Annotated in this window: 19 protein-coding genes; 13 read left to right on the top strand and 6 right to left on the bottom strand. The window is 43.0% G+C overall.

The annotated features are described in order from the left end of the window. Window positions 1-62: 62 nt before the first annotated feature. Window positions 63-1,397, bottom strand: a complete 1,335-nt coding sequence (locus tag ACYQ0N_RS13510) for an MATE family efflux transporter (protein WP_177532658.1) — start codon at window positions 1,395-1,397, stop codon at window positions 63-65. 103 nt (window positions 1,398-1,500) lie between these two features. After that, window positions 1,501-3,636, bottom strand: a complete 2,136-nt coding sequence (locus tag ACYQ0N_RS13515; RefSeq protein WP_460162996.1) for a cellulase family glycosylhydrolase — start codon at window positions 3,634-3,636, stop codon at window positions 1,501-1,503. Window positions 3,637-4,006: 370 nt separating this feature from the next. On the opposite strand from ACYQ0N_RS13515, the gene ACYQ0N_RS13520 reads away from it, so the two are divergent. From ACYQ0N_RS13520 to nifJ, 3 genes are all read left to right on the top strand, one after another. Further along, window positions 4,007-4,222, top strand: coding sequence for a DUF378 domain-containing protein (locus ACYQ0N_RS13520; protein ID WP_177532660.1), 216 nt, complete (start codon window positions 4,007-4,009; stop codon window positions 4,220-4,222). 238 nt (window positions 4,223-4,460) lie between these two features. Next, window positions 4,461-4,691, top strand: coding sequence for a helix-turn-helix domain-containing protein (locus ACYQ0N_RS13525; protein ID WP_460162997.1), 231 nt, complete (start codon window positions 4,461-4,463; stop codon window positions 4,689-4,691). Between the two features lie 509 nt (window positions 4,692-5,200). Then, entirely contained in the window at window positions 5,201-8,740 is a 3,540-nt protein-coding gene (nifJ, locus tag ACYQ0N_RS13530) for a pyruvate:ferredoxin (flavodoxin) oxidoreductase (RefSeq protein WP_460162998.1), read from the top strand. 163 nt (window positions 8,741-8,903) lie between these two features. On the opposite strand, the gene ACYQ0N_RS13535 is transcribed toward nifJ, so the two are convergent. The 3 genes from ACYQ0N_RS13535 to trpS all read right to left on the bottom strand — a co-directional run bounded on the left by ACYQ0N_RS13535 (window position 8,904) and on the right by trpS (window position 12,240). Further along, window positions 8,904-10,037, bottom strand: coding sequence for a right-handed parallel beta-helix repeat-containing protein (locus ACYQ0N_RS13535; RefSeq protein ID WP_177532664.1), 1,134 nt, complete (start codon window positions 10,035-10,037; stop codon window positions 8,904-8,906). A gap of 15 nt (window positions 10,038-10,052) precedes the next feature. After that, on the bottom strand, window positions 10,053-11,057 hold the full coding sequence (locus tag ACYQ0N_RS13540) for a D-alanyl-D-alanine carboxypeptidase family protein (RefSeq protein WP_177532665.1): 1,005 nt from the start codon (window positions 11,055-11,057) through the stop codon (window positions 10,053-10,055). Between the two features lie 97 nt (window positions 11,058-11,154). Beyond that, window positions 11,155-12,240, bottom strand: coding sequence for a tryptophan--tRNA ligase (gene trpS / locus ACYQ0N_RS13545; RefSeq protein WP_177532666.1), 1,086 nt, complete (start codon window positions 12,238-12,240; stop codon window positions 11,155-11,157). Window positions 12,241-12,406: 166 nt separating this feature from the next. Here trpS and ACYQ0N_RS13550 point away from each other — a divergent pair, with 166 nt between their 5' ends. From ACYQ0N_RS13550 to ACYQ0N_RS13580, 7 genes are all read left to right on the top strand, one after another. Beyond that, window positions 12,407-13,681: a chloride channel protein gene (locus ACYQ0N_RS13550; protein ID WP_460162999.1), complete on the top strand. Its 1,275-nt coding sequence runs from the start codon at window positions 12,407-12,409 to the stop codon at window positions 13,679-13,681. Window positions 13,682-13,787: 106 nt separating this feature from the next. After that, complete coding sequence (locus ACYQ0N_RS13555) at window positions 13,788-14,252, top strand: hypothetical protein (RefSeq protein ID WP_460163000.1); 465 nt, start codon at window positions 13,788-13,790, stop codon at window positions 14,250-14,252. A 21-nt stretch (window positions 14,253-14,273) separates the two neighbouring features. Then, entirely contained in the window at window positions 14,274-14,939 is a 666-nt protein-coding gene (locus ACYQ0N_RS13560; RefSeq protein WP_177532668.1) for a PspA/IM30 family protein, read from the top strand. Between the two features lie 55 nt (window positions 14,940-14,994). After that, window positions 14,995-15,156: a hypothetical protein gene (locus tag ACYQ0N_RS13565; RefSeq protein WP_177532651.1), complete on the top strand. Its 162-nt coding sequence runs from the start codon at window positions 14,995-14,997 to the stop codon at window positions 15,154-15,156. A gap of 54 nt (window positions 15,157-15,210) precedes the next feature. Further along, on the top strand, window positions 15,211-16,326 hold the full coding sequence (locus ACYQ0N_RS13570) for a CAP domain-containing protein (protein WP_460163001.1): 1,116 nt from the start codon (window positions 15,211-15,213) through the stop codon (window positions 16,324-16,326). 155 nt (window positions 16,327-16,481) lie between these two features. Beyond that, complete coding sequence (serC, locus tag ACYQ0N_RS13575; RefSeq protein ID WP_177532670.1) at window positions 16,482-17,564, top strand: 3-phosphoserine/phosphohydroxythreonine transaminase; 1,083 nt, start codon at window positions 16,482-16,484, stop codon at window positions 17,562-17,564. Between the two features lie 28 nt (window positions 17,565-17,592). Then, window positions 17,593-18,753 carry a phosphoglycerate dehydrogenase gene (locus ACYQ0N_RS13580; protein WP_460163002.1) on the top strand — a complete coding sequence of 387 codons (1,161 nt, stop codon included), beginning with the start codon at window positions 17,593-17,595 and terminating at the stop codon, window positions 18,751-18,753. Window positions 18,754-18,841: 88 nt separating this feature from the next. Here the strand turns inward: ACYQ0N_RS13580 and ACYQ0N_RS13585 are convergent, their stop codons facing one another. Next, window positions 18,842-21,523: a dockerin type I domain-containing protein gene (locus ACYQ0N_RS13585; RefSeq protein WP_460163003.1), complete on the bottom strand. Its 2,682-nt coding sequence runs from the start codon at window positions 21,521-21,523 to the stop codon at window positions 18,842-18,844. 261 nt (window positions 21,524-21,784) lie between these two features. Between ACYQ0N_RS13585 and ACYQ0N_RS13590 the strand changes: the two genes are divergently transcribed. The 3 genes from ACYQ0N_RS13590 (at window position 21,785) to ACYQ0N_RS13600 (ending at window position 26,417) form a co-directional block, all read left to right on the top strand. Beyond that, window positions 21,785-22,783 carry a D-alanyl-D-alanine carboxypeptidase family protein gene (locus tag ACYQ0N_RS13590; protein ID WP_460163004.1) on the top strand — a complete coding sequence of 333 codons (999 nt, stop codon included), beginning with the start codon at window positions 21,785-21,787 and terminating at the stop codon, window positions 22,781-22,783. Window positions 22,784-23,022: 239 nt separating this feature from the next. Beyond that, window positions 23,023-25,116, top strand: a complete 2,094-nt coding sequence (gene ppk1, locus ACYQ0N_RS13595; RefSeq protein ID WP_460163005.1) for a polyphosphate kinase 1 — start codon at window positions 23,023-23,025, stop codon at window positions 25,114-25,116. A gap of 134 nt (window positions 25,117-25,250) precedes the next feature. Then, a complete protein-coding gene (locus tag ACYQ0N_RS13600; RefSeq protein ID WP_460163006.1) occupies window positions 25,251-26,417 on the top strand; it encodes a glycoside hydrolase family 5 protein in 1,167 nt (388 codons plus the stop codon). The last annotated feature ends 42 nt before the right edge of the window (window positions 26,418-26,459 follow it).

Genomic DNA, 26,459 nt, shown 5'->3' on the forward strand with positions numbered 1-26,459 from the left:
AATTGTTAATACTGGAGAATTTTACACAAAAAAATTATAACATGTCACAAAAAAGCATATAATTATACCAAACCTCTTTTCCATACTCCCTTTTTGTAAAAGAAAAAGGCTATTGCCGTAGCAATTATCCACCCTATCGGCCAAGAAAGCCAAACTCCGAGCGTGTCAAAACGTGCTGAAAGAATATATGAAAGTATAACTCTTAAAATAAGGTCTGCAAACGTCGACACCATGAAAGCTCTCATGCTTCCGGCTCCGCGGAGAAGTCCGTCAGTCATTATTTTAACGGCAACCGCCAAATAAAACGGAGAAACTATTTTTAAAAACTCCATTCCCGTCTTTAAAGCGGTTACGCTCTGGTCATTTTCCATAAACAGCATAAGCGCATGCCGGCAGAAAATAAAATATATAAGTACAAACGGCAGTGCGACTGCGAGCGAAATCAAGACTCCAGCTGAATATCCCTGCTTGATTCTCTCCGTTTTTCCGGCGCCCATATTCTGAGCCGTATAGCTGGATACCGCGTTTCCGGCGGCGGCAAAGGACATTATAGCAAAGGTATTCAGCTTTATGGCGGCCGAATACCCCGCTATTACAGAAGAGCCGTAGCCGTTTATTATTCCTTGTATAAAGAGGTTTCCGACAGACACAAAGCTCTGCTGCAAAACGCTTGGTATCGTAACCGCGCCTATTCTGCGGAACAGACCGACGTCAAATATTTTCGGTCTGATCTCATACTGAAGCTTATTGAGTCTTGTAAAAAGAATAATTACCGATACTACCGACGCCGCTCCCTGCGCTATAAAGGTAGCCCAAGCTGCTCCGGCGACTCCCCAGCCGAAAACGGCTACAAAAAGCAGATCAAGACCGATATTTCCCAGAGAGGAACCTATAAGCAGATACATAGGTGTTTTAGCGTCGCCAAGAGCAGTGAAAACGCCCGAAGATATATTATAAAAGAAAAGAAACGGAAGACCGTAGGTGAAAATATTGAGATATACTCCTCCGTCGTCGAAAATATTCTCCGGAGTATTAAGCAGCTTTAATATAGGATTGCAGAATATCACGCCGAATAGCAGAATACATAAGCTTATAGCCGCGGACATAACAAACGAAGTGTTTACCGCCGTTTTCATTTCCGACATTCTTCTGCTGCCGAAAAGCTGAGATATTATAACAGAGCTTCCTATATTGCAGCCCATTGCGATAGCCATAAAAATCATAGTAACAGGATACGATACCCCGATAGCCGCTAGAGCGTCTTCACCTGCAAATCTCCCGGCAATAATACTGTCGGAAATATTATAAAGCTGCTGGAATACAACGCTCCCCAAAAGAGGCAGCGTAAACATAAACAATACCCTTGACGGCTTTCCCTTTGTAAGATCAGTTATCAATTTTTTTCATCCTTTCAAAGCGCTGCTGACTAAAAACAATTATTTCCCCGTAAAATACGGCGCAAACCGTCCGCGGTAAACCGCGGACGGCAAGTAAGCTACGTTATCCCGCCGCCTTAACAGCGGCTTCAACGATATTTTTAAAATACCATGTATTACTGCTTCTGTCAAGCAGTCCGAACTCCTCCTTAGCTCCGTTGTCCCAGATAAAGCAGGTGATTCCTCTTTTTTTAGCGGAGCCGATATAATACGACATGTAATCTGCTCTGACGCTGTCGTTTCCTTTATTTGTAGCTCCGCATTCTCCTATTATTACCGGAACTCCCTTATCAATAAAATATTTCTTAACAAGCTCAAAACCCTTGTCAAGCTCTTTTTTGTCGGCGTCGCTTCCCCACTCCGATCTTGAATTATCGCCGCCTGCAAAGTCCCACGGAGAATAATAATGTATCGAAACTATAATCCTATCGTCGTCGGGTATTTTCACATCTTTAATACCGGTTTCGTCCATAGCAGCCGCATGAGCGGTTATAATCAATGAACGGACAGCATTATTTCCGCCGGAATTACGTACAGTTTCAACGAAAGAAGCAAACAGTTCGTTTATTACATCTCGCTCCTCTGCCGTTCCGCAGGTCCATTCGTTTTCGCCGCCTATTATTCTCGGCTCGTTCATTCCCTCAAACAGAAGATGATAGTCGTAATCCTTAAAACGCTCCGAAAGCTGCTCCCAGATACTGATTAGTCTCGATTCGCTTTTAGCCTTATCTGCCCTGCTGGGCTTAAGCCATGTGTAATCGTCGTGATGAACATTTATTATAACGTACATATCATTGTCAATGGCATAATCAACTACTTCATTTACGCGGTTCAGCCACGATTCTTCTATTTTATCGCCGTCCATGTGCTCGTTCCAGGTCACGGGGATTCTTACGGCGTTAAAGCCCGCCGCCTTTACCGTATCTATCATCTTCTTAGTAGTCTTAGGATTTCCCCATGCAGTTTCAAAATCGTCAACTTCCCACGTTATATCATAGCAATCGAGGGTATTTCCGAGGTTCCAGCCGATTTTCATATCCTTTACTATCTCAGCCGAGCTTAAACCGTCCGATGTTATCTTGTTTTTTTCATCGTTTTTCGGTATGTCCGCGTCGGCGTTTGCCGCGGAGGCAGGCGCGCCGCTGCTGTATTTGACTGTTACGGATTCAAGCGTTACGGAGTCCTGCTTGCTCCACCAATAGCCCAGCATTACGTCGCCGTCGGCGTTGATATAATCCTTGATTTCATCAGGAACAAGCCAATAAAGCGTCGCGCTGTCCGAATTCGTCATAACAGCGGCGTTACCACTCTGATACCAGTTTTTGTCAGTTTTGTCCGGACAGGAATCGTCAACCGATATGCCGAACGCTCCCGAATATTTCTGAAGCTCCCCTCCCGCCTTTACTTTAAATTCAAAGTACTGCGGAACGTCTCCCTCGCCGATAAGCTCGGAAAGCGGTATAACGGCCTTTTTATCCTTTTCGCTTCCGTATTTCAGCGTCTTGTCAGGCTCTATTGTCTTTGTACCGTCAACAGGTATCTGAGCCGAGGATGTATAATTGCATATAATGCTTGAAAGCCTTAGCTTCTGAAGACCGCCCCACCAATATCCGACTTCAATAAATCCCTTATCGCTTACATTTACATAATCCTTGATTTCTCCCGGAACATCCCATGTAACCTCAAGATATGCGCTGTTTACATCAATTTCAAAATCGTCAGACTGATACCAGCCCTTATCCGTAGCCGCCTTGCAGGACTCGTCGACGGATATTCCGCACGCGCCCTTGTAGCTGCTGATATTCGACGAGCCGTCCTCAGCGTAAAATACAAATACGAACGAGTCTATCTTATCTCCTTCTTTTGCAAAATCGCTGAGAGCCGCCTTATACGTCTTATTCTTATCATAATCCAATATTTCATTTATATCGCTTTTTTCGCTGCCCATTGAAAAGCTGACGGTTTCCGTCGGACTGATATGAACAGTGGTAACAGCCTCGGTTGTCCGGGCTTCGGTCGGCGCTTGAGTAGACGTCGGCTCGGTTTCAGCTTCGGTCTCAGTAACGGCAGACGAAGTCTCCCTGTCATTATTATCTCCCTTTAGAAGAAACGCAGTCACGACGCCGGCTAATGCTACTATTACAACAGCCATGACCGCGACTGCTATTTTCAGCCCCTTGTTATTCTTTTTTTCATCCATATCCATAATTCTCCTTACAGCTTTATAAATTAATTATATATTGATTTTTCAAATTTGTAAAGAGGGGGATAAAAAAATCCCCTCTGCATAAAAATGCAAAGGGGAAATAAAAATAAGAGAGTGACATAATTAGAGGAGATGAAATTATAAAACAATCTTATCAACTGCTTTTAACCTCAGCCGATCTTTCAACCGACAAGCATATTATGCCTAAACAATGTGATAAATTTATGATATAAGCGTGAACAAATTTCAAAAATTAATTACAGATTTTGCTTTTATTTCCTTAATTTATAAAGTATATTTATTATAGGACTGAAAATAATAATGTCATGAACATTTATAATGTTCTGGAAACGAGGTGGACAGTATGTGGAACAAGCTCGCATTGATTCTGCTCATAATAGGCGGAATCAACTGGGGTCTGGTCGGAATCTTCCAATTTGACCTTGTTGCATGGCTTTTCGGCGGAACCGATTCCATATTAAGCAGGGCGATTTATATAATAGTTGCAATTTCTGCTATATGGTGCATTTCTCTGCTTTTCAGACCGAGCGACAAGATGATTGAAGCAACAGACTCGTAAGTCCTCATAAAAAGACATTAAGGCATAATAATAAATGATGCCGCATTGTATTATGCTTTTATGCCAGAATAACGCTGCCTGTAATAACAGGCAGCGTTTTTACTTATACATATTCTATTTTTAATCTTTGCTTTCTTTCATAAATAAAATTAATAATTATTACAAGAAGAACTAATTTAGGTCAAATCTCCCTATATTTTATTGGTTTTTATCGTATAATCAAAATGAGGTGATAAAAATGATACATAATATTAACGATTTATACCTGAAGCTTGGTAAAAAGGTCTGCTTTTACCGGAAATCTAAAGGCTTGACACAAGAGCAGCTTGCAGAAAACATCGGAAAAAGCAGATCCTTTATCAGCGCACTTGAATCCCCTGATATCATTTGCAAGGTGAAATTAAACACTTTATTTGACATAGCCGACGAATTGGAAATTCCTCCACATTATTTGCTTGAAGACGATTAATTAAGGGAACTGCCTGTAAGCAGGGTATTTTCTAACATATTCCATGACTGCACGACATTAGATAAAAAAATACCCGGGCAAAAGCCCGGGTACAATTAAAATAAGAGAAAATAAATATGTGTAGAACAAAAGAAAGGAGACAACAAAACGAGTGTAAATAATTCATGAATTATTTAACACTGCTGTTATTATACACCAAAATACGCTAATCGTCAACAAAAAAATCAGTTTTTTTTGATTTTATATATATTTTTGTTGTTTTCACCAATTATTCACACAAAAGATTATACAACTTTAATGCTTTATAAGTCGGATTTTAACTATTTTTATAATAATCTGACGATTCCTGACGGCTGTTTTACAGTCTGAAACTTTGTCTTATTTTTAACAGGATATTTATAAAAAGGTATTTACAAAAAGCTAAGGTTGTGATATTATTAATAGTGAAGTTATGTGTACTCATATAACCCAATTTGATTTTTTACATAAATTTAGGAGGACTATTACCAATGGCAAGAAAAATGAAAACCATGGACGGTAACAACGCTGCCGCTTGGGTATCATACCCATTTACAGAAGTTGCGGCTATTTACCCTATCACACCGTCTTCACCAATGGCCGAAGTTACAGACCAGTGGTCCGCAAAAGATAAGAAAAATTTATTCGGACAGCCTGTTCAGGTAGTTGAAATGCAGTCTGAGGCAGGTGCGGCAGGCGCTGTTCACGGCTCTCTGGCGGCAGGTGCTCTTACAACAACATATACCGCTTCCCAGGGTCTTCTCCTGATGATCCCTAACATGTATAAGATTGCCGGCGAGCTGCTTCCTTCAGTAATTCACGTTTCCGCGCGCTGCGTTTCTACTCACGCGCTGAATATTTTCGGAGATCATTCAGATATTTATGCATGCCGTCAGACAGGCTATGCAATGCTTTGCTCTTCAAATCCTCAGGAAATCATGGATTTAGGAGCTGTGGCTCATCTTTCCACAATCAAGGGAAGAGTTCCGTTTATTCATTTCTTCGACGGTTTCAGAACATCTCATGAAATTCAGAAGATCGAAACATGGGACGACGCAGACCTAAAGGAAATGCTCGATATGGACGCGGTTCAGAGATTCCGCGACGAGGCGCTCAATCCGGAGCACCCTGTTTTAAGAGGCACTGCACAGAATCCTGATATATTCTTCCAGGCAAGAGAGGCGTGCAATCCATATTATGACGCTATGCCTGCAATTGTTGAAGAATACATGGGCAAGGTAAACGCAAAGCTCGGTACAGATTACAAGCTCTTTAACTATTACGGCGCGGCCGACGCAGAACATATAATCGTCGCTATGGGTTCTGTAAACGATACAATCGAAGAAACGATAGATTACCTCAACGCGAACGGCGGCAAGTACGGTCTTGTCAAGGTAAGACTTTACAGACCTTTCGTTGCCGACAAGCTTGTTGAAGCTATTCCTGACAGCGTCAAGAGAATTTCTGTACTCGACAGAACAAAGGAACCCGGCTCTCTGGGCGAACCTCTTTATCTCGACGTGGTTGCCGCTCTCAAGGGAACAAAATTCAACGATATTCCGGTATTCACAGGAAGATACGGACTTGGTTCAAAGGATACCACTCCGGAACAGATCATCGCCGTTTACCAGAACACGGAAAAGCCAAGATTTACTATCGGCATAAAGGACGACGTTACAAATCTCTCGCTTGATTCAGTTGAATGTCCAGACACCGCTCCTGCCGGTACAACCTCATGTAAATTCTGGGGTCTCGGCTCCGACGGTACGGTCGGCGCAAACAAAAACTCGATCAAAATCATAGGAGACCATACTGAATTATATGCTCAGGCTTACTTCTCTTATGACTCAAAAAAATCGGGCGGCGTAACGGTTTCACATCTGCGTTTCGGAAAAACTCCTATCAAATCAACTTACCTTATTAATAAAGCTGATTTTGTCGCATGTCATAATCAGAGCTATATTGATAAATACGATATGGTTTCCGACATTAAGCCGGGAGGAACCTTCCTTCTCAACACTATCTGGGATATGGACGGTCTTGAAAAGCACCTTCCCGGTCAGGTAAAGAGATACCTTGCGCAAAATAATATCAATTTCTATACAATCAACGGCGTTAAGCTGGGCGAAGAAACCGGAATGGGAACAAGGATAAATACTATTCTTCAGTCTGCATTCTTCAAGCTCGCCGACATTATTCCTTTCGAGGACGCCGTAAAATACATGAAGGCAGCCGCTGAAGCTTCTTATAGCAAGAAGGGACAGGATATCGTTGAAAAGAACTGGAACGCTATCGACGCGGGTCATCAGAATATCGTAAAGATCGATATTCCTGCGTCATGGTCCGACGCGTCCGATACTCAGATGGGAATGGCTCGCGTAACAAGCAGCAATAAGGCTTTGGCTGATTACGTAAACAATATTCAGATCCCCTGCAACGCTCAGAAGGGCGATACGCTCCCCGTTTCCACTTTCAAGGACGCCGCCGACGGTACCTTCCCTCAGGGCTCTTCCGCATTTGAAAAGAGAGGTATCGCAGTTAAGGTTCCGAGATGGATTCCTGAAAACTGTATCCAGTGTAACCAGTGTTCATATGTTTGTCCTCATGCTGTAATCAGACCTGCCGCTCTTTCTGCCGATGAAGCCGCAAACGCTCCGGACGGAATGAAGATGGTTGATTTCAAGCCCGCTATGGACGGTATGAAATTCGCTATGACAGTATCTGTTCTTGACTGTACCGGCTGCGGATCATGCGCAAACGTATGCCCCGCAAAGAACAAGGCTATCGTTATGGAACCGCTGGAATCACAGCTCGACGAGCAGGAAAAATTCACCTACGGCGCTTCTCTTGACGAAAAGCCGGAGGTTGCGGCCAAGTTTAAGGCTACGACTGTTAAAGGCTCGCAGTTCAAGCAGCCTATGCTTGAATTCTCAGGCGCCTGCGCAGGCTGCGGTGAAACTCCTTACGCAAAGCTCATTACACAGCTCTTCGGCGACAGAATGTATATCGCCAACGCTACAGGCTGTTCTTCAATCTGGGGCGGTTCCGCTCCTTCAACTCCTTATACCTTCAATAAAGAAGGAAAGGGTCCGGCTTGGTCTAACTCCCTGTTTGAGGACAACGCTGAGTTCGGTTACGGTATGTTCTTAGGTCAGAAAACTCTCAGAAACAGAGTTATCGCTAAGGTTAAGGACTTAAATGAAACTACTGACAATGCAGACGTAAAGGCTGCCATTGCAGAATATTTAGACACGGTAGACGACGGAAATGCAAATACTCCCGCAACAGAGAAGCTTGTAGCCGCTCTCGAGGCATGCGGATGCGAAGCAGCTAAGGATATTCTCGCCTCCAAGGATTATCTGAGAAAGAAATCTCAGTGGATCTTCGGCGGAGACGGCTGGGCTTACGACATTGGCTTCGGCGGACTTGACCATGTTATCGCTTCCGGTCAGGACGTTAATATTTTCGTATTTGATACAGAGGTTTATTCCAATACGGGCGGACAATCTTCAAAGTCGACTCCTACAGGCGCTATCGCTCAGTTTGCCGCTGCCGGCAAGGAAGTAAAGAAAAAGGATCTGGCAGGCATAGCAATGAGCTACGGCTATGTTTATGTCGCACATATAGCTATGGGCGCTGATTATAACCAGTGTATTAAAGCTATCGCAGAGGCTGAGGCTTATAACGGTCCTTCAATCATTATCGGATATGCTCCGTGTATAAACCACGGTATCAAAACCGGTATGGGTACTGCTATGGCAGAGGAGAAAAAGGCGGTACAGGCAGGTTACTGGCACCTTTACAGATACAACCCTACCTTGAAGAAGGAGGGTAAGAATCCTTTCATAATGGATTCCAAGGCGCCTAATACAGACGAATATAAGAACTTCCTCATGGGAGAGGTTCGTTACAATGCTCTTGCACGTCAGAATCCTGAAAGAGCAGAAAGACTCTTTGATAACGCGCTCGCTAACGCTAAGGACAGATATGATTATCTAACAAGACTTTCTAAGCTCTACGGCGAAGACTAATCCTAATCAATAATTGATGCGAAAGGAAGAACCGCAGCACAATGCGGGAGGTCCAGACCATAAATATTCAGCGGACTCATACAAGAGTCCGCTGTTTTATTATAAAAAACGCCCCGTATCTGATATTAAGCTGATATCGGATACGGGGCGTTTTTATATTATTTTAATTATCAATTCCATAATACATTTTTCCGTCAGGCATTCTTACATTATTATCGGCAGACGCTGAGCCGCTGTAAACTCTGACTACATATGCAGAATCGTTATCAAGCATACAAGTATTACCGGTAAACTTATTATTATACCCCCAGCCTGAAACAATCTCGTGAACCTCAAAAGCGTTTCTTAAAATAATATTTCCGTTCTGATATGCGTCATTATTTCTAATCACAGTATCATTGCCCTTAACTTTGATAAATGCGTTAGCCGACGTCTGGCCGCTAAGATCATCGCCGTATAATTTACAGTTTTCAACAATGCTTCCGGTAGTATATTCCTTGATATCAATCATTTCGGCTGTAACTCCGGGACCGAGAACACAGCCGGAAACGGTATTGTAATCGCAATTATAACCGTAACCTAATGTACTTTCCGAGCTTCCGATATAAACTGCTTCTCCATAACCCGGACTGATACGACCGGTATTTATAACAGTGCAGTCCTCAACCCTGCAATAAGAACTGTTATCACGCAAATGTATCCCCTCGCTGCCGATTTCGCTTACCTTACATTTCCTGATTACAGAATAATTGGAATTATCAAGTATTATTCCCTTTTGTGCATTTGAAATCTCAAGATTTTCTATATTCCAGTAATCACCGGTAATATAAAATACAACGCCGTTTTCTATGCTTTTTCCATAAAGCAACGCTTGATTCTCTGTGTCACTGCTTCGAATAGTAATAGGTCTTTCCCTTGTTCCGTCGGCAGCCGACCAAAAGTTTGCGCCTTTCGGTCCGGTAGAGTCAGATGTATAAATTCCGGCTTCAAGCACTATTTCATCTCCTGGCAGTGCATTATTCAACGCCTGAGTCAGTTCTCCGGATGTCCTTACATAAACAGTATTAACTGAATTATTTTCATACAGAACATTTCTTCTGAGCTTTATAACGTCAAACACATCGCAGTCCCCGTCACCGTCAATATCGCATACCCCGTTTGCTTTATCAGATTTTTTTATGAGAAAATCTATCAGAGCCGTTATATCTCCTGAATCCGAATACGCAGAATATGACGGTACAATCATCGCAAAGGTTAATAAAATTGCTGCCGGAATTAATTTTATCATTTTCTTCATTTCTAACCCCAATCATCAGCCGCTTATGTTTCCATAAAGCTTTAACGCGTCGTATATATGAAAAGGCTCGGTATAATGACTTCCCTGCGCTCCGGCAGTAATCAAAACATAAATTTCACCGTCTATTTCCGCAATTGAAGCAAGGCACAGTCCGGCTTCGTCAGTATAACCGGTTTTTCCGCCCAGTATCCTGCCTCCCTCAACATAGGAGGAATCCATTTCCGAAAACATTGTACTGGAAAGCGTTATGCCGTCAGGATGCTCGTCAGTTTCCGTATAATAGCTTTGAGAGGTAAATATTTCGTAAAACGTATCGTTTTCAAGCGCATAGCGCAGCAGCAGCGATATATCTGAAGCGGTTGAATAATGCTCGTAATTCTGAAATCCGCAGACATTTGTAAAGCTTGTATCGCTCATGCCCAGTTCCTTGGCCTTACTATTCATCAGCTCAACAAATTCCCATTCGCTGCCGCTTATATAGCTTGCAAGCGTAAGACAGCATTCCGCCCCCGAGCTTAAAACGGCTCCGTAAAGCATGTCCCTGTAAGTTACGCATTCATAGGCGACAAATCCGGCAGTAGAACCGTTTTCATAGGCGATCTGATCATATATGTCGCCGGGTATCATAATCTGCTCGTCAAGATCGCTTATATGCTCTATGGCAACTATCGCAGTCATTATCTTTGTAAGCGAAGCCGGATAAATACGGCTATATTGATTCTTGGAATATAACTCATTACCGTCTATATCCGTTAAGAGCGCCGTTTCGCTTTCAATTTCTATAAAATCGAAGCTGATCTCCCTTTCCTCGGTCGTTTCAGGCTCAGTCGGCGGAGCGTCGGTTGGCTCTGATTCAGCTGCGATTTGTGAAGGCTGAGTATTATTTTCTGATACGTCCACAGAAGCCGTATCGCTTCTCTTCTGCAGCAGGCTTACACCTCCGAGTATAATGAGAAGCAGCATCAATATGATAAAAAGCCAGAGCGCAACTCCTCCGGCAGAGCTTGATTCCTTTTTCATTAACGTTCCTCATCATATAAAATCTCTTAGATTATTTTAACATAAACGCCGCGTATACGTCAAGCAGAACGGGGCAGAAATAATCCGCCCCGCATAATCATGCTTTATATTTTTCAGTCTGAGCCGTTATTAATTCTGTATCGTCAAAATAATTAATCTTCATAGCGGCCTTTACCTCTGAAAGCGTGGACTCCGCCTTAGCCTTTGCCGCGGCAGTTCCCTTTTTCAAAACCTCGTAGACATAGGGTATGTTCTGTTCAAGCTCTTTTCTTTTCGCTCTTATAGGTTCCAGCTCCTCCTGGAGCACGCTGTTTAAAAATTTCTTTACCTTAACATCTCCGAGTCCTCCGCGCTTATAATGCTCCTTAAGCTCATCAAGACCGGCATAATCAGGCAGATAGCGTTCGAAATGATCCTTTCGACAAAAAGCGTCAAGATATGTAAACACGGTGTTTCCTTCAATTTTTCCCGGATCGCTTACCTTAATATGATCAGGATCCGTATACATGCTCATGACCTTTTTTCCGACGTCCTCGGCGGAATCGCTCAGATAAATGCAGTTTCCCAGAGACTTGCTCATCTTAGCCTTGCCGTCAATACCCGGCAAGCGCATACACGCCTGATTTTCCGGCAGTAGAATTTCAGGCTCGGTTAATGTTTCTCCATAGACCGAATTGAATTTATGCACAATTTCCTTGGTCTGCTCGACCATCGGCATCTGATCCTCGCCCGCCGGCACTGTAGTCGCCTTAAAAGCGGTTATGTCCGACGCCTGACTGATCGGGTATGTAAAAAATCCCACCGGTATGCTCGTTTCAAAATTACGCATTTTAATTTCCGTCTTAACAGTAGGATTTCTCTGCAATCTTGACACTGTGACCAGATTCATGTAATAACAGGTCAGTTCGCAAAGCTCTGGTATCTGCGATTGTATAAACATATTGGTCTTATCCGGATCCAGTCCGCAAGACATATAATCAAGCGCAACTTCAATTATGTTCTGCCTAACCTTTTCAGGATTATCGGCATTATCAGTCAGCGCCTGTGCGTCGGCGATCATTATATATATTTCATCGTATTCGCCTGAATTCTGCAGCTCAACGCGTCTTTTCAGCGAGCCTACATAATGCCCCACATGCAGTCTGCCTGTGGGACGGTCTCCAGTTAAAATAATTTTTCCCATATAAAGCAACTCCGTTTTATCCGAACCATAATATGATTCACTTATTCATTTTATTATACTAAAATTTCACATAAAAGTCAATAAAAATAAGCCCGAACCAGCATATGCTTGACATTTCCGCCAGACATGCTATTATTATAACAGACGATTAATTGGGGTGTTAATATTGAATAAGTTTTTAAAAAAAGTTTTAATGCGGATTAGGGACGGTATTCCTAAAATGTCTGAAAGCTTTATAAAATGGGGTTTTCTTTCTCTGATAACAGGCGCAGCCGTCGGTTTAATCTCCTCGCTGTTTCATCTGTCGCTTAAGGAAGCGGCTTATTTAAGGGAACGGTATCCGCTTATAATACTTCTCCTGCCCGCAGCCGGAATCATCATCGTCTTAATATATAAATTTTTAAAACTTACAAACGATAAAGGAACGAATCTGGTTCTAATAGCCGTAAGAGACGGAAAAAAGATGACGTGGCGCAATACGCTGAGCATTTTTTCCGGCTCTGTTCTGACTCATGTCTGCGGCGGCTCTGCCGGAAGAGAGGGAGCCGCCCTTCAGATCGGCGGAAGCATAGGCTCTCAGATAGGACTATGGCTTAGGCTTGATTCAAAGGATTGCCGGCTGCTTACAATGTGCGGTATGAGCGCAGGATTCTCTGCTCTTTTCGGCGCTCCGGCAGCAGCAGCCTTTTTTTCTATGGAGGTTATAAGCGTAGGAATAATGCATTATTCCGCAATAGTTCCGTGCGTTATTTCCGCCTTGATTGGGCTTACCGTATCCTCTCGCTTCGGAGCGGCCCCCGACAAGCAGATCATAAGACTTGAGTCGGCTGATGTTTCCGTATATTTACGGGTTCTGCTGATAGCGGTATGCTGTGCGGTTTTAAGTATAGTATTCTGTTTTGTTCTGAAAAATTCCGCCCGTCTTTATCGGATATTCATAAGAAACGCATATATAAGAATAGCTGCCGGAGGGGCGGCGGTTGCGGCTCTAACCTTTTTATGCGGAACATATGACTATAACGGCGCCGGAGGCGAGGTTATAAACCGTGCCTTTGTCGAATCAGCGTCGTGGGAGCAGTTTGCGCTGAAGCTTCTGTTTACCGCCCTGACGCTAGGCGCCGGCTTCAAAGGCGGAGAAATTATGCCGGTATTTTTTGTAGGGGCGACATTCGGAAGCGCGCTTGCGCCCTTATTGGGACTTGACTGCTCCTTAGGCGCCGCAATAGGAATGTCATGTCTTTTCTGCGGAGTGACAAACTGTCCTGTAACAGCGGTGCTCCTTTGTACAGAGCTTTTCGGCGCGGAATATCTTCCGCTGTATCTTCTTGCCTGCTCATGCGCCTATATGCTTTCAGGCTACGCCGGACTTTACAGCGAACAGAAAATACTTTATTCAAAGCTGGAACCGAAATATATAGACAAAAAAATAGGAAAAGCCTGAGATTACCTTAAAAAATTATTATATTTCATGAAATCAACATATATTTTTCTTGACACGAACTGTTGTATAGGCTATAATTAAATTATATTATACGGGGGAAAATAGAATGGACAGAAAGCTAAAGCGGCTTGAAGAACAGCAGCGAAAGCTGATGGAGGAAATAGAAAGAAATAATCGCAGAATCGATCCTGACGGCAAAAGAAATGATAAAAGCGGTCTTATAAGCTTTCTTACAGGTCTTATATTGCTGGGCGGAGGACTTTTCTGGGTATTTCAGTCAATCAAAGTAACTTCAGTGTGGGGTTCGTTTTATCGTCTGGGATCATGGGCTATGCCTAACGGAGTTATAATAATCCCCCTTTTAGCGGGAATCATTATGCTTTTTGTTATGAGAAAAAAGATTTTCGGCTGGGTTGTGACCGCCATAGGCGTTTTGATAATCCTGTTGACTGTTATGAACAGCGTCAGTCTGCATTTTGTTTCACAATCGCTTTTCAGCTATATACTGATGTTCGGATTTATAGCAGTAGGCGCGGCTCTGGTGTTAAAGGTATTATTTACAAAGCATTGATTATATAACGGAGGTATTTTAATGGGTATATTTCAGAGGATCGGCGACGTCTTGAAATCAAATATCAACGATTTGATAGATAAAGCCGAGGATCCGGAAAAAATGGTAAAGCAAATCATAATAGATATGCAGCAGGAGCTTAATAAGTCTACTCAGGCGCTTGGAAAAGCGGCGTCAAGCGAACGTATAGCGAAAAAACAATACGACGACGCGGCTAGATCAGCTTCAGAATGGGAAAACAGGGCTAAAACAGCCTTGGCTGCCGGCGACGAGGAACTTGCTAAAAAGGCTCTTGAAAACAAAATCAAGGCAGATAAAGACGCCGCCGCATATAAGGAAATGTACGATACTATCTCTCAGCAGACTGAAACCATAAGGACTCAGGTAGAGGTGCTTAAATCAAAGCTTGAGGAAGCAAAAAGCCGTCAGGCAATGCTTATAGCCCGTTCTCAGATGGCTGAGACGCAGAAAAACCTGGCAAAATCCACTGGCGGATTCGATTCTTCGAGCGCGTCAGAAAAATTCGACCGTATGGAAGAAAAGATTATTCAAAAGGAAGCCGAAGCTCAGGCTTTTGCAGAAATAGCCGGTCAGAATAACGACGCTCTTGACAGCTTTGAAAAGCTTGAAAAGGATTCAAAAATAAATTCCGAGCTTGAAAGACTTAAGGCGGAAATGGGAATGTAAGCCGACAACCGCGCTGAATAATCAGGCGCTCAGTCATACGGCGGAAAGGAACGATATGGAAATGGAAGAAAAGAAAAAAAGCAGTCTGGTAGTATTCATTTCAATTTTGGTAGCTCTTATCGGAGGAGTTATATCCGTAGCCTATATTGTCTACAAGGCAATGAGCAATAAAAGCTACGAAGAAAAATGGAAAGATTACGACGAATGCGGAATATAATATTAAAAGGCGTGAAATTACACGCCTTTTTTGCATATAAAAGGAGGAGCCTAAATGAGCATATTTAAAAAATTTACTGCCGTTGCTCTTTCAGCAGCGTTATTTGCAGCGCCGCTCCCTGAAATCAACAGCGCCTCAGCGGCATCGGGAATTTATTTAAAATACCGTACGGCGGATGAAATTGCCGAATATATGAGAAATCACCCTTTTAATTATAACGCGTCCGAATTCGACGCTTTGCCCAGCTATACCCAAACGCCATATGAGCCGGGAAAGCTAAGCGACGCGACTCTTGAAAACGCACTTAACGCGCTTAATACGGTAAGATTTATAGCCGGTCTTGACGAAGTGAGCCTTTCAGATAATTATAACGATCTTGCACAGGCGGGAACGCTTGTCAACGCGGTTAACGACGAGCTTACGCATAGTCCGTCTCAGCCTTCGGGCATGTCTGACGAGCTTTATGAGAAATGCCTTGAGGGGACCTCAAGCTCCAATATCGGCTGGGGATACGGAAGTCTTGCAGAAAATATAATCTACGGCTGGATGAGCGACGCAGACAGCTCAAATATATCAAGAGTAGGACACAGAAGATGGTGCCTTAACCCGTCAATGAAGCAGACCGGATTCGGCAATACGGGAAAATACTATGCCATGTATGCATTTGACGGAGTATGGAATGAAACCGAATATTACGGAGTAAGCTGGCCGGCGCAGATAATGCCGGCAGAATTATTCGGAAATAACGATCCGTGGAGCATATCAATGGGATACCAGGTAGATCCGTCAAACGTCAATGTAAATCTTGTCAGAAAAAACGACGGAAAACGCTGGAGCTTTTCACAAACGGCCGCGGACGGATATTTTAATGTTGAAAACAATAATTACGGCAAAAAGGGGTGTATAATTTTCCGCCCAGATAATATATCCTACAGCGCCGGCGACAGCTTCGAGGTTACAATAACGGGGCTTGACGAGACTATAAGCTACACGGTAGAATTTTGCGATATAAACGCTGACGAGCCTGCGATAACAAAAACTTCTCTGGAAGAGCTTATTAATTTTATTTTGAAAAAAGAATATAATACCGAAAAAATCAGTGATTTCAACGACGACGGAAATATAGACGTTTTTGACGCCGTTATAGCGAGGCGGAGCCTGACGAGCTGAATATCTCGCGGCAAAATAGGCTTTTTTCCGAAAATATTCTGAATGATTATACAAAATAATACAATTTTATTATTGACTTATTTTCGCTAAAATAGTATAATATAAAGGTATAGAATTTTATCTAATAACTACATATATTTTGGAGGGTTTATAATATGGGCAGAGTTTATAATTTCAGCGCAGGTCCTGCCGTTCTTCCTGAGGAAGTTCTGAAAGAAGCCGCTGACGAAATGCTTGATTACAAGGGAACCGGGATGTCTGTAATGGAAATGAGCCACCGTTCCAAGGCCTATGACGAAATTATCAAGGAAGCTGAAAAAGATATCCGCGACCTTATGAATATTCCGGATAATTATAAGGTGCTGTTTCTTCAGGGCGGAGCTTCACAGCAGTTTGCCGCGGTTCCTATGAACCTTATGAAGAATAAAAAGGCAGCTTACATAATTACCGGCCAGTGGGCTAAAAAGGCTTATCAGGAAGCGCAGATTTACGGAGAAGCAGTCGCAGTAGCTTCATCGGCAGACAAAACCTTCTCCTATATTCCGGATTGCTCGGATCTTGATATTCCGGAAGACGCCGATTATGTTTATATCTGCGAAAACAATACTATTTACGGAACAAAATTCAAGGAGCTGCCTAATACAAAGGGCAAGGAGCTTGTCGCTGACGTTTCCTCATGCTTTCTCTCCGAGCCGGTAGACGTTACCAAATACGGCGTGATCTACGGCGGCGTTCAGAAAAATATCGGTCCTGCCGGCGTTGTTATTTCTATTATCCGCGAGGATCTTATTACCGACGATGTCTTAGAGGGAACTCCTACAATGTTGAAATGGAAAACTCAGGCAGACGCCGATTCGCTTTATAACACTCCTCCCTGCTATGGAATTTATATCTGCGGAAAGGTTTTCAAGTGGATCAAGAAAATGGGCGGTCTTGAAGCTATGAAAGCTCATAATGAAAAGAAAGCAAAGATCCTTTACGATTTTCTTGATCAGAGCAAGATGTTCAAGGGTACTGTTGAGCCTAAGGACAGATCGCTTATGAACGTTCCGTTCGTCACAGGAAACGCCGAGCTTGACGCTAAGTTCGTAAAGGAAGCAAAGGCGGCAGGTCTTGAAAATCTCAAGGGACACAGAACAGTCGGCGGAATGAGAGCTTCTATTTATAACGCTATGCCTATTGAGGGCGTAGAAAAGCTCGTTGAATTCATGAAGAAATTTGAGGCTGAAAACGCCTGATTATATCCAAAAAAGGAGTAATTTGATAATGTATAATATTCAGACATTAAACAAGATCGCCGCCGTCGGAACATCAAAGTTTGACAGCAGCAAATATACAGTCGGAGATTCAGTTGAAAACCCGGAAGCTATTATGGTTCGTTCCGCAAAAATGCACGATATGGAATTCGGCTCAAATCTTCTTGCAATTGCAAGAGCAGGCGCAGGCGTAAACAATATTCCTGTTGATAAATGCGCCGAGGCAGGCATATGCGTTTTCAATACTCCGGGAGCTAACGCCAACGCGGTAAAAGAACTGGCTATCTGCGCAATGCTTCTTTCATCAAGAAAGATAACCGAGGCTGCGGCATGGGCCGCTTCGCTTAAGGGTACTCCGGACGCTCCTAAGACAGTCGAGGGCGGTAAGTCCAAATTTGCCGGTCCGGAAATTCTCGGAAAAACCCTTGGTATCATAGGACTCGGAGCTATCGGCGGTAAAATTGCAAATGCAGCGGTCGCTCTTGGTATGAAGGTTATAGGCTTCGATCCTTTCCTTTCCGTAAACGGAGCGCTTCACCTTGATCCGGCGGTAAAGGTTGCGGCTGATATCAATGACATTTATAAAAACAGCGATTATATTTCAATACACGTTCCTTATACTCCCGACACAAAAAATACTATCGATGCTGAACAGATAGCTATGATGAAAGACGGAGTCCGTCTTATAAATCTTGCCAGAGGCGAGCTTATCAATAGTGAAGCGGTAGTTAAAGCTATTGCAGAAGGAAAGGTAGCAAAGTACGTTACGGATTTTGCCGACGATACCGTACTTGGAGTTGAGGATGTTATCGTTCTACCTCATCTCGGTGCCTCCACTCCCGAAAGCGAGGACAACTGCGCCGTAATGGCAGCAGACGAACTGATCGACTACATTGAAAACGGCAATATCAAAAACAGCGTAAATTATCCAAACGCTTCTATGGCGGCTAACGGCACAAAAATATGCGTGCTTCATAAAAATATTCCGGCAGTTATCGCTAAGATAACATCAGCAGTTGCAGACGCCGGTATGAATATCGACAACATGGTAAACGCAAGCAAAAAGGATTACGCTTATACCATGCTTGATGTTGACGGCAACGTTACAGACGATATTTCCGCTAAAATCAGCTCGGTTGACGGTATAATCAAGGTAAGAGTAATAAAGTAATAATTTATATTAAAAAAGCCGCACTGAAAAACAGTGCGGCTTCCTATTTGCAGAAAAGGCAGACAATAAAATGTCTGCCTTTTCTTAATTAACCTTGCGGTCCCAATTCACTTTCAGTTATTATCATTGCAACATAGTTCATAAGCGTCAGCGAATCAGACGAATCTATTACATTATCATATAACACGTCTGCATTTGCAATACCAACCTCGGTAAGATCGTTGTCCTCACCGCCCAGCAGATACATATTCAGAGCAACTACGTCTGCGATATTTACAGAACCGTCAACATTTACATCTCCGTATTTAGTTGACTTTGCGTTTGTTTCGTTAGTGGGCTTAACCGAAGTGATTACAGTAGTAGAAGTAGAAGGCGATACCGAGGAAGTCGCCGCGGTAGTTACAGGAGGAGTCGGTGAATCTGAAAGCTTTCCGTATATAATTCCGCATCCAACAGTAGACATATAAACCGTACCGTATTCATTCATATCCCCTACAAGGAAATTTCCGTTTCCTGTGCCTCCGTAAAGATTATCCTTATTTATCAACACCCATGAGTTACCGCCGTCCTGAGAACGATAAATGCCTTCAGGATCAGTCTCCTGAGGTTTTCCGTACATATAAAGGGTATTTACATCGCCGGCCTTTTCCGGAGCGCCGTAGCCTACCGTCTTGCAATAGAACACATCAAGCTTGTTTACTGTTTTGCCTGTATCAGTCACATTATACATACCATAGTAGCCCGCGCCGAGTATAATATTATCCTCGCCAAGATAAGCTATTCTGCCGGCCGTATCGCACTGGTCATACATTGCGATATCGGTTGTTGTAAACGTTTTGCCGTAATCGGTGCTTACGCAAAGAGTATAATGAGCGTCGGAGAAATCCGGCTCCGGTTTTGAATAGCTCCATGATGAATTGTAGTATGTCGCATAGGCGTAAACGATATTAGGCTTATCAGGCTCTACAAGCATATATGTGGGCTTTGAGCCGTATGCGCTTGGGATTCCTGTGCAAGATGTCCATGTCTGACCAAAATCATCGGAGTAAGAAACATTGCCGCTGTCGCTTGCGCCTTTAAAGAACCTGTATGAGCCGTCCTCAAGCTGAGTTATCGCAGCTTTTCCTCCGGACGTATTGGTCATCTTAGTCCATGTTTCGCCGCCGTCAAGGGTGTAGAAGCCCGGAGCTACGTCGTTCTGGTTTTCGGCAATTCTAATCATAACATCCGGATTCTGAGGACAATAAGCAATAGCGCCGGTAGATCCCACATTCGGCTGATGCTGTTTACCGGATTCATAAACGGAAGAATGCTCAAAACCGTCATAGTCGCCGATTGCAGAAAATTCATTGCCGCCTGGAACGCTTACCATATCGAGAGCAACGACTTCTTCTATACCGTCCGGATGGAAATAAAATGCCGGAGTAGTATCCCATGTATTATCGCATGCAAAAACGCCGTTTCCGGACGTTACAAAGCTTCTGTCAGTATTTCTGGGATCAAGCACGATAGCTCCTACCCAGTGAATGGCTTTATTTCTAATCCAGCTTCTGCCGCCGTCCGCAAGATATTCGGCCTCAAGCGGCTGTCCCCAGCCGATCTGATTGCCGGGAGTCATACTAATCCAGCTTTCTCCGCCGTCGACAGATTTGAAGAAACGGTCGCCCCAGCATACGTTTTCATCCTCCCAGGCATTTTCATACCATAGCTGAGAATACCAAAGTCCGCATGTAGTCGCTACAAGATGATCCGGATTCTGAGGATCGCTGTAAACAGCGCCGAAACCGTTCGCAGTCGGGGAAATATCAGTAACCTCCTGTGTAGACGGATCATATTTGAATGCGCCTCCGGAGGAACCGTTAAAGGCAAGACCTGCAATATAGGTAATATAAAGCTTGCCGTTTACATCCTTGTTGATTCTTGACGGGAAATAATTGGTAGGCAGATCTGCGCTTAACGTTTCAAATTTATCAGATCCAACGTCTGCCACAACAACGTTTGCTTTTCCCGTTACAGACGTTCCCACATATACCTTTCCGTCAGAAATAGCGATAGTTGCAACCCCGTTCTGATTATTATAAGCTCCGTCAGTTATTGATTTAACAAAATGACTCTCATCCCATGTGGGCCAATTAATGGAATTGGTATAATAACCAAGATCGTCATATCCTTTAACAGGCTCCCATGTATCTCCGCCGTCCTGAGACCAGATCAACGCGGAGCTTCCTGAATTAACGTCGCCTCCGCAGTAAATTATATCGGGATTATCAGGATCAACAGCTATCGCCTCTCCGCACTGACGTCCGTCTCCGTTTCCGTGAACCTGTATCATGCTTGTCACGTCAATTTCATCGAACGTTTTTCCGCCGTCGCGGGTACGGAATATAACAGTTCTTGCGTTTGAGAAATAAGCGCAACCGCAGAGAAGGTAAACGGTATCGTCATCTGTAGGATCTATCGCAATAGCGTCGACGCTTAAAAATCCTCTGTCCTCTTCGTTAAGAAAGCCGAGAAGCTGCTCCCATCTGTCTGTTTCATAATTATACTTGTATGCCCCTCCTACGTCAGTTCTGGCATACATTTCTCTTTGGCCGGTCACTATTCCTGAAACGAATCCGCCGCCGCCGATTTCAACAGCTCCCCATTCCATAGAACCGGATATATCCTCGGCAGCAAAAGCGGATTCTTCCGAAATGCCGAAAGCGGGAACAACCGAAATAGCAACTGCGCAGACGGTTATCAGACCTGCCAGTTTTTTCTTAATATTCATAATAATTCTCCCTCCAAAAAATATGTTTGCAAAAAATTATTAAATTAATCTCCAAAACCCTGAAACATTTTGTTAAATTTCACAAACCTTTTTAGTTTATTATACATTATTTTGAGATAAATTTCAAGAGCTCGCAAAAAAATAAATTTCATAATTATAAGTCTGCTTTTTTGGAAATATTGACATATTACAGTAAGTAATGATATAATATTATAAAAGCAGACTGAAATATAAATAAAAAATTAAATTGGGAGAAACAAAATGACAAAGGAAAAAATGAAAATATACAGACGGCGTCAGACGGTATTGCTGATTTGTATTGCCGTTGTGATTATAGCGGTTATAACGGCGATCGTCCTTATATTTGTATCAAAGGACAGCGAACCGATAAAAAACAGCGAAAAGCCGACGGTCTCGCAGACTGACGAAAGCGGTCTTCCGGTAGACGGCGGTAAGGAAAACCAACAAGGTTCTATACGCTTTGAAGAAGACGAAATAACAATCAAAGTGGGAGAAACCTATATCGCAAAGGTTATAAACGATTCCGGAAATACTGACAGCTATATCTGGGAAAGCTCTAACGTTTCCGTAGCCTCTGTGGATAACGGAGAAATCAGAGGACAATCGGAAGGCTCATGCAATATAACCGTTACCATAAACGGCACTAATCTGAGCGCGTCTCTCAGAGTAAACGTCGAGACCGGAAACACGACCGAAAACGGTCATGAAATAAATGTAGAGAACGGCCTTACATATATAGACGGTATACTGATCGCAAACAAATCCTATTCCATGCCGGCTGACTTTGATCCCGGGGTAAATCAGGAGGCCCTTGACGCATTCGATGAAATGGCGGCAGACGCCGCCGAGGAAGGCTTAAGTATATATATTTCCTCCGATTACCGTTCCTATTACGATCAGGAAAGAATATACAACAGTTATGTTGAAAGAGACGGACAGGAGGCTGCGGATACATATTCCTCAAGACCCGGACATTCCGATCATCAAACCGGCCTTGCATTTGATTTAAATAGTATTGACGATTCCTTCGGATATACTCCGGAAAGCGACTGGGTTGCGGCAAACGCGCATAAATACGGCTTTATAATACGCTTTCCGAAGGGCAAGGAAGATATAACGGGCTATCAGTATGAGCCATGGCATATACGTTATCTCGGAGTGGAAAAAGCAGCCGAGGTATTTGAAAGCGGACTCTGCCTTGAGGAATTTCTCGGAATAGATTCCGTATATAAGGATTAATTTAAAAAACGGCGTACATTTTATGTGCGCCGCTTTTACTATTTTCCTATACGCCGCATTTTTAATTTAAATTTTATATAAATTTTTCATATTATTAACGTAATTTTATATGTGTTTTCTTGACTAAAAGACTTATTTGTTATATAATATTTATATAAATATCAGCAGGCAATTCAGTTAAAATCAAACAAAATACACGTTAAACGCTTCGACTGATATAATCACGGAGGAAATCAACTATGGACGAAAATAATATATATATAAACAGAGAATTATCATGGCTGCAATTTAATGAAAGAGTCCTTGAGGAAGCTCAGGATCCAGCTGTTCCGCTTTTGGAACGGCTTAATTTCGCAAGTATATTTCAAAGCAATCTTGACGAATTTTTTATGGTCAGAGTTGGTTCCCTGTATGATCAGATGCTGATAAAGCCTAAAAAGAAGGACAATAAATCAAATATGACCGCACAGGAACAGCTTGAGGCTATTTTCTATAAGGTAAACGAGCTTGAACCTATGAAGGACATTGCCTACAAAAACATTATGCTTGAATTGATGGAATACGGCGTCGAGCAAATAAACTTCCGGTCGGCGTCTATTGAGGAGCAGCAGTATCTTCAGGAATATTTCAAAAGAGAAATCAAGCCTCTTGTATTTCCGACAATAATCGACAAGAAAAATCCTTTTCCATTTCTGAAAAACAAGGAAATATACTGCGCCGTTCAGCTTCAATCAAAGTCAAACGTGAAGCTCGGTATAATTCCGGCAAGCGGTCAGTTCAACAGAGTTATAAGACTTTCCGGAGGAAACAGGTTTATTCTTGCGGAGGATCTGATACTTCATTTTGCCCCGTCTATTTTCAAAAACTATAAGGTTGTTGATAAAACCCTTTTCAGACTGACAAGAAACGCCGATATAACCGTTGAAGAAGGCTTATATGATCAGGATTTTGATTTCAGGGAGGCAATGGAGGAGCTTTGCAAAAAGCGTAAAAAGCTGCACCCTGTAAGAATGCAGCTTTCCGAAACCTTCAGTCAGCCTGCTCTCCAGTTTCTTTGCAAAAAGCTGGATTTAGATGAAAATCATATATTTTATCTTAAAACTCCGCTTGACCTTTCATTTACAGGCATAATCAGAGATATGCTTGACAAGCCGGAGCTTAAGTTCGACAAGCTTGTCCCGCAAAAATCTGCAAGCGTTGCAGATAATATGGCGATGATACCGCAAATAAAACGACATGATATACTTCTGAGCTACCCGTACGAAACCATAAAACCTTTTATCCAGCTTCTAAATGAAGCCGCGAACGACTCAAGGGTAACTGAAATAAAAATAACTCTTTACCGTCTTGCAAAAAACAGTATGGTTATAGACGCTCTCTGCGACGCGGCTGAAAACGGCAAGCAGGTGACTGTACTCGTAGAGCTGAGAGCAAGGTTTGATGAGGAAAACAATATAAACTGGTCAAGACGTCTTCAGGAAGCGGGATGTCATATAATGTACGGTCCCAGAGAGCTTAAGGTCCACTCCAAGCTCCTTCTTATAACCCGGCAAAACAACGGCAAAACAGAATATATAACTCAGGTCGGAACAGGAAACTATAACGAAAAAACATCTACTCTTTATACTGACCTTTCACTTATGACAGCCAATCAGGACATCGGAAATGAAGCTCAACTGCTTTTTGAAGCTCTTATGGAAAACAGACTTATCGAACAGAGTCAACATCTGCTTATCGCTCCATTGTGTCTTCAAAACAAGGTTCTGGAAATGATTGAAGAGGAAATAACTCATGTCCGTAACGGTGAGGAAGGATACATCGGTATAAAAATAAATTCACTGTGCGATAAGGTTATAATGGATAAGCTTGTTGAAGCCTCTAAAGCCGGAGTTAAAATAGATATGGTAATCAGAGGCATTAACAGTCTTGCCGCCGGCGTTTCCGGTGAAACTGAAAATATAAAGGTTATAAGCATTGTCGGCAGATATTTGGAGCATAGCAGGATATATATTTTCGGTACAAAAAAACGCAGTAAGATTTATATAAGCTCAGCCGACTTCATGACGCGTAATACCGTCAGACGAGTAGAGGTAGCGGCTCCGCTGTATAACGCAAGAATAAAGCAGCGCGTATGGAATATGTTCGAAACGCTTTTAAACGATAATGTAAAAGCCCGCAATCAGCTTCCGGACGGTACCTATATCAGAGCGATAAGCGAACATCCTCCGCTTGACGCTCAACGATTTTTCTTTGAGGAGGCATACAGAAAAGCGGAAAAAAAGGCTGCCGACAAGGCGGCAAAGGCGGCTAAAAGGCTTTCAAAAAACAAATAGCTTAAGTCTTAAAACGGGTATGGAATATACCCGTTTTAATTTTAACCGTCTGTGTCCGCTCTTGCATTGACAAATAAGCTTAAGAAAGCTATAATTATTACGACTTTAAATCTCTTTATTGAATGGAGTAAAATATGAACTATAAAAAGATTGCCGCATTTTTATCTGCGGCCGCAATATCCGTATGCCTGTTGATTTCATGTAATAAGAGCACAGCCAAAAAAGGAGAAATGCGGGATATTTCGTCTGAAACGCTAGTTTCAGAAATGACGCTTGGCTGGAATCTCGGAGACACCTTGGACGTTTGCGCTGCCGACCGCGACGGCGACGGTAAAATCAACGAGGCTCCCGCCGAGGGCGAGGAGGTAGATGAAACCCTCTGGGGAAACCCGAAGGCAAACAAAAAGGTCTTTGAAAAAATTAAGGACGACGGATTTAATTCTGTTCGTATTCCAATAACGTGGCGCGATCATCTGGGAAAAGCCCCCGATTACATAATAAGCGATAATTGGATGGACAGAGTCGAGGAGGTTGTAAACTACGCCTACTCACTGGATATGTATGTAATAATCAATGTCCATCACGACGGCGGAGGAGATCCGGATTTCGGCGCATGGATAAGAAACGCGTCCTATGACTATGACGGCGTTATTGAAAAATACAAAGCGCTCTGGAACCAGATTGCCGATAGGTTTGAGGATTATTCCGACCGCCTGATTTTTGAATCTATGAACGAGGTTGGCTTTGATGATCTGAGGGGACCTGAAAATTATGAGGTTTTAAATAAAATTAATCAGGAATTTGTAAATCTTATCAGAAGCAGCGGCGGGAACAATCCCAAACGTCATCTACTGATAGCCGGATATTATACAGATATTACAATGACTTGCAGCAGCGACTTCAAAATGCCCGACGATCCTGAAAACCGCTGTATTCTCTCGCTACACTATTATACCCCCTGGCAGTTCTGCACAACGACGCAGCAGCGGAATTGGGGGACCGAAGCGGAAGTCGAAGAAATGAAACGCCTTATAACAAATATGACAGATAAGTTTACCGATAACGGCATTCCGGTCATCATCGGCGAATATGGAACAGCAAGAGGAAACGACGAGCCAAGCAGAGTTTATTTCAGTGAAACGTTCGTAAAGCTTTGTCATGAAAACAATATTCCGGCGTTTCTGTGGGATAACGGATCAGAGCTTGACCGCGGCAGTCTGAAATGGCAGAATCCGGAGCTTCCTAAGGCCTTGAACAGAGCCGTTAGCGATAAGAATTATACTCCGGCCAAATATGATTAAAAAACCGCACCGTCTGTGTAAGCATTACAGACGGTGCGGTTT

It is taken from the genome of Ruminococcus sporogenes (assembly GCF_054655175.1).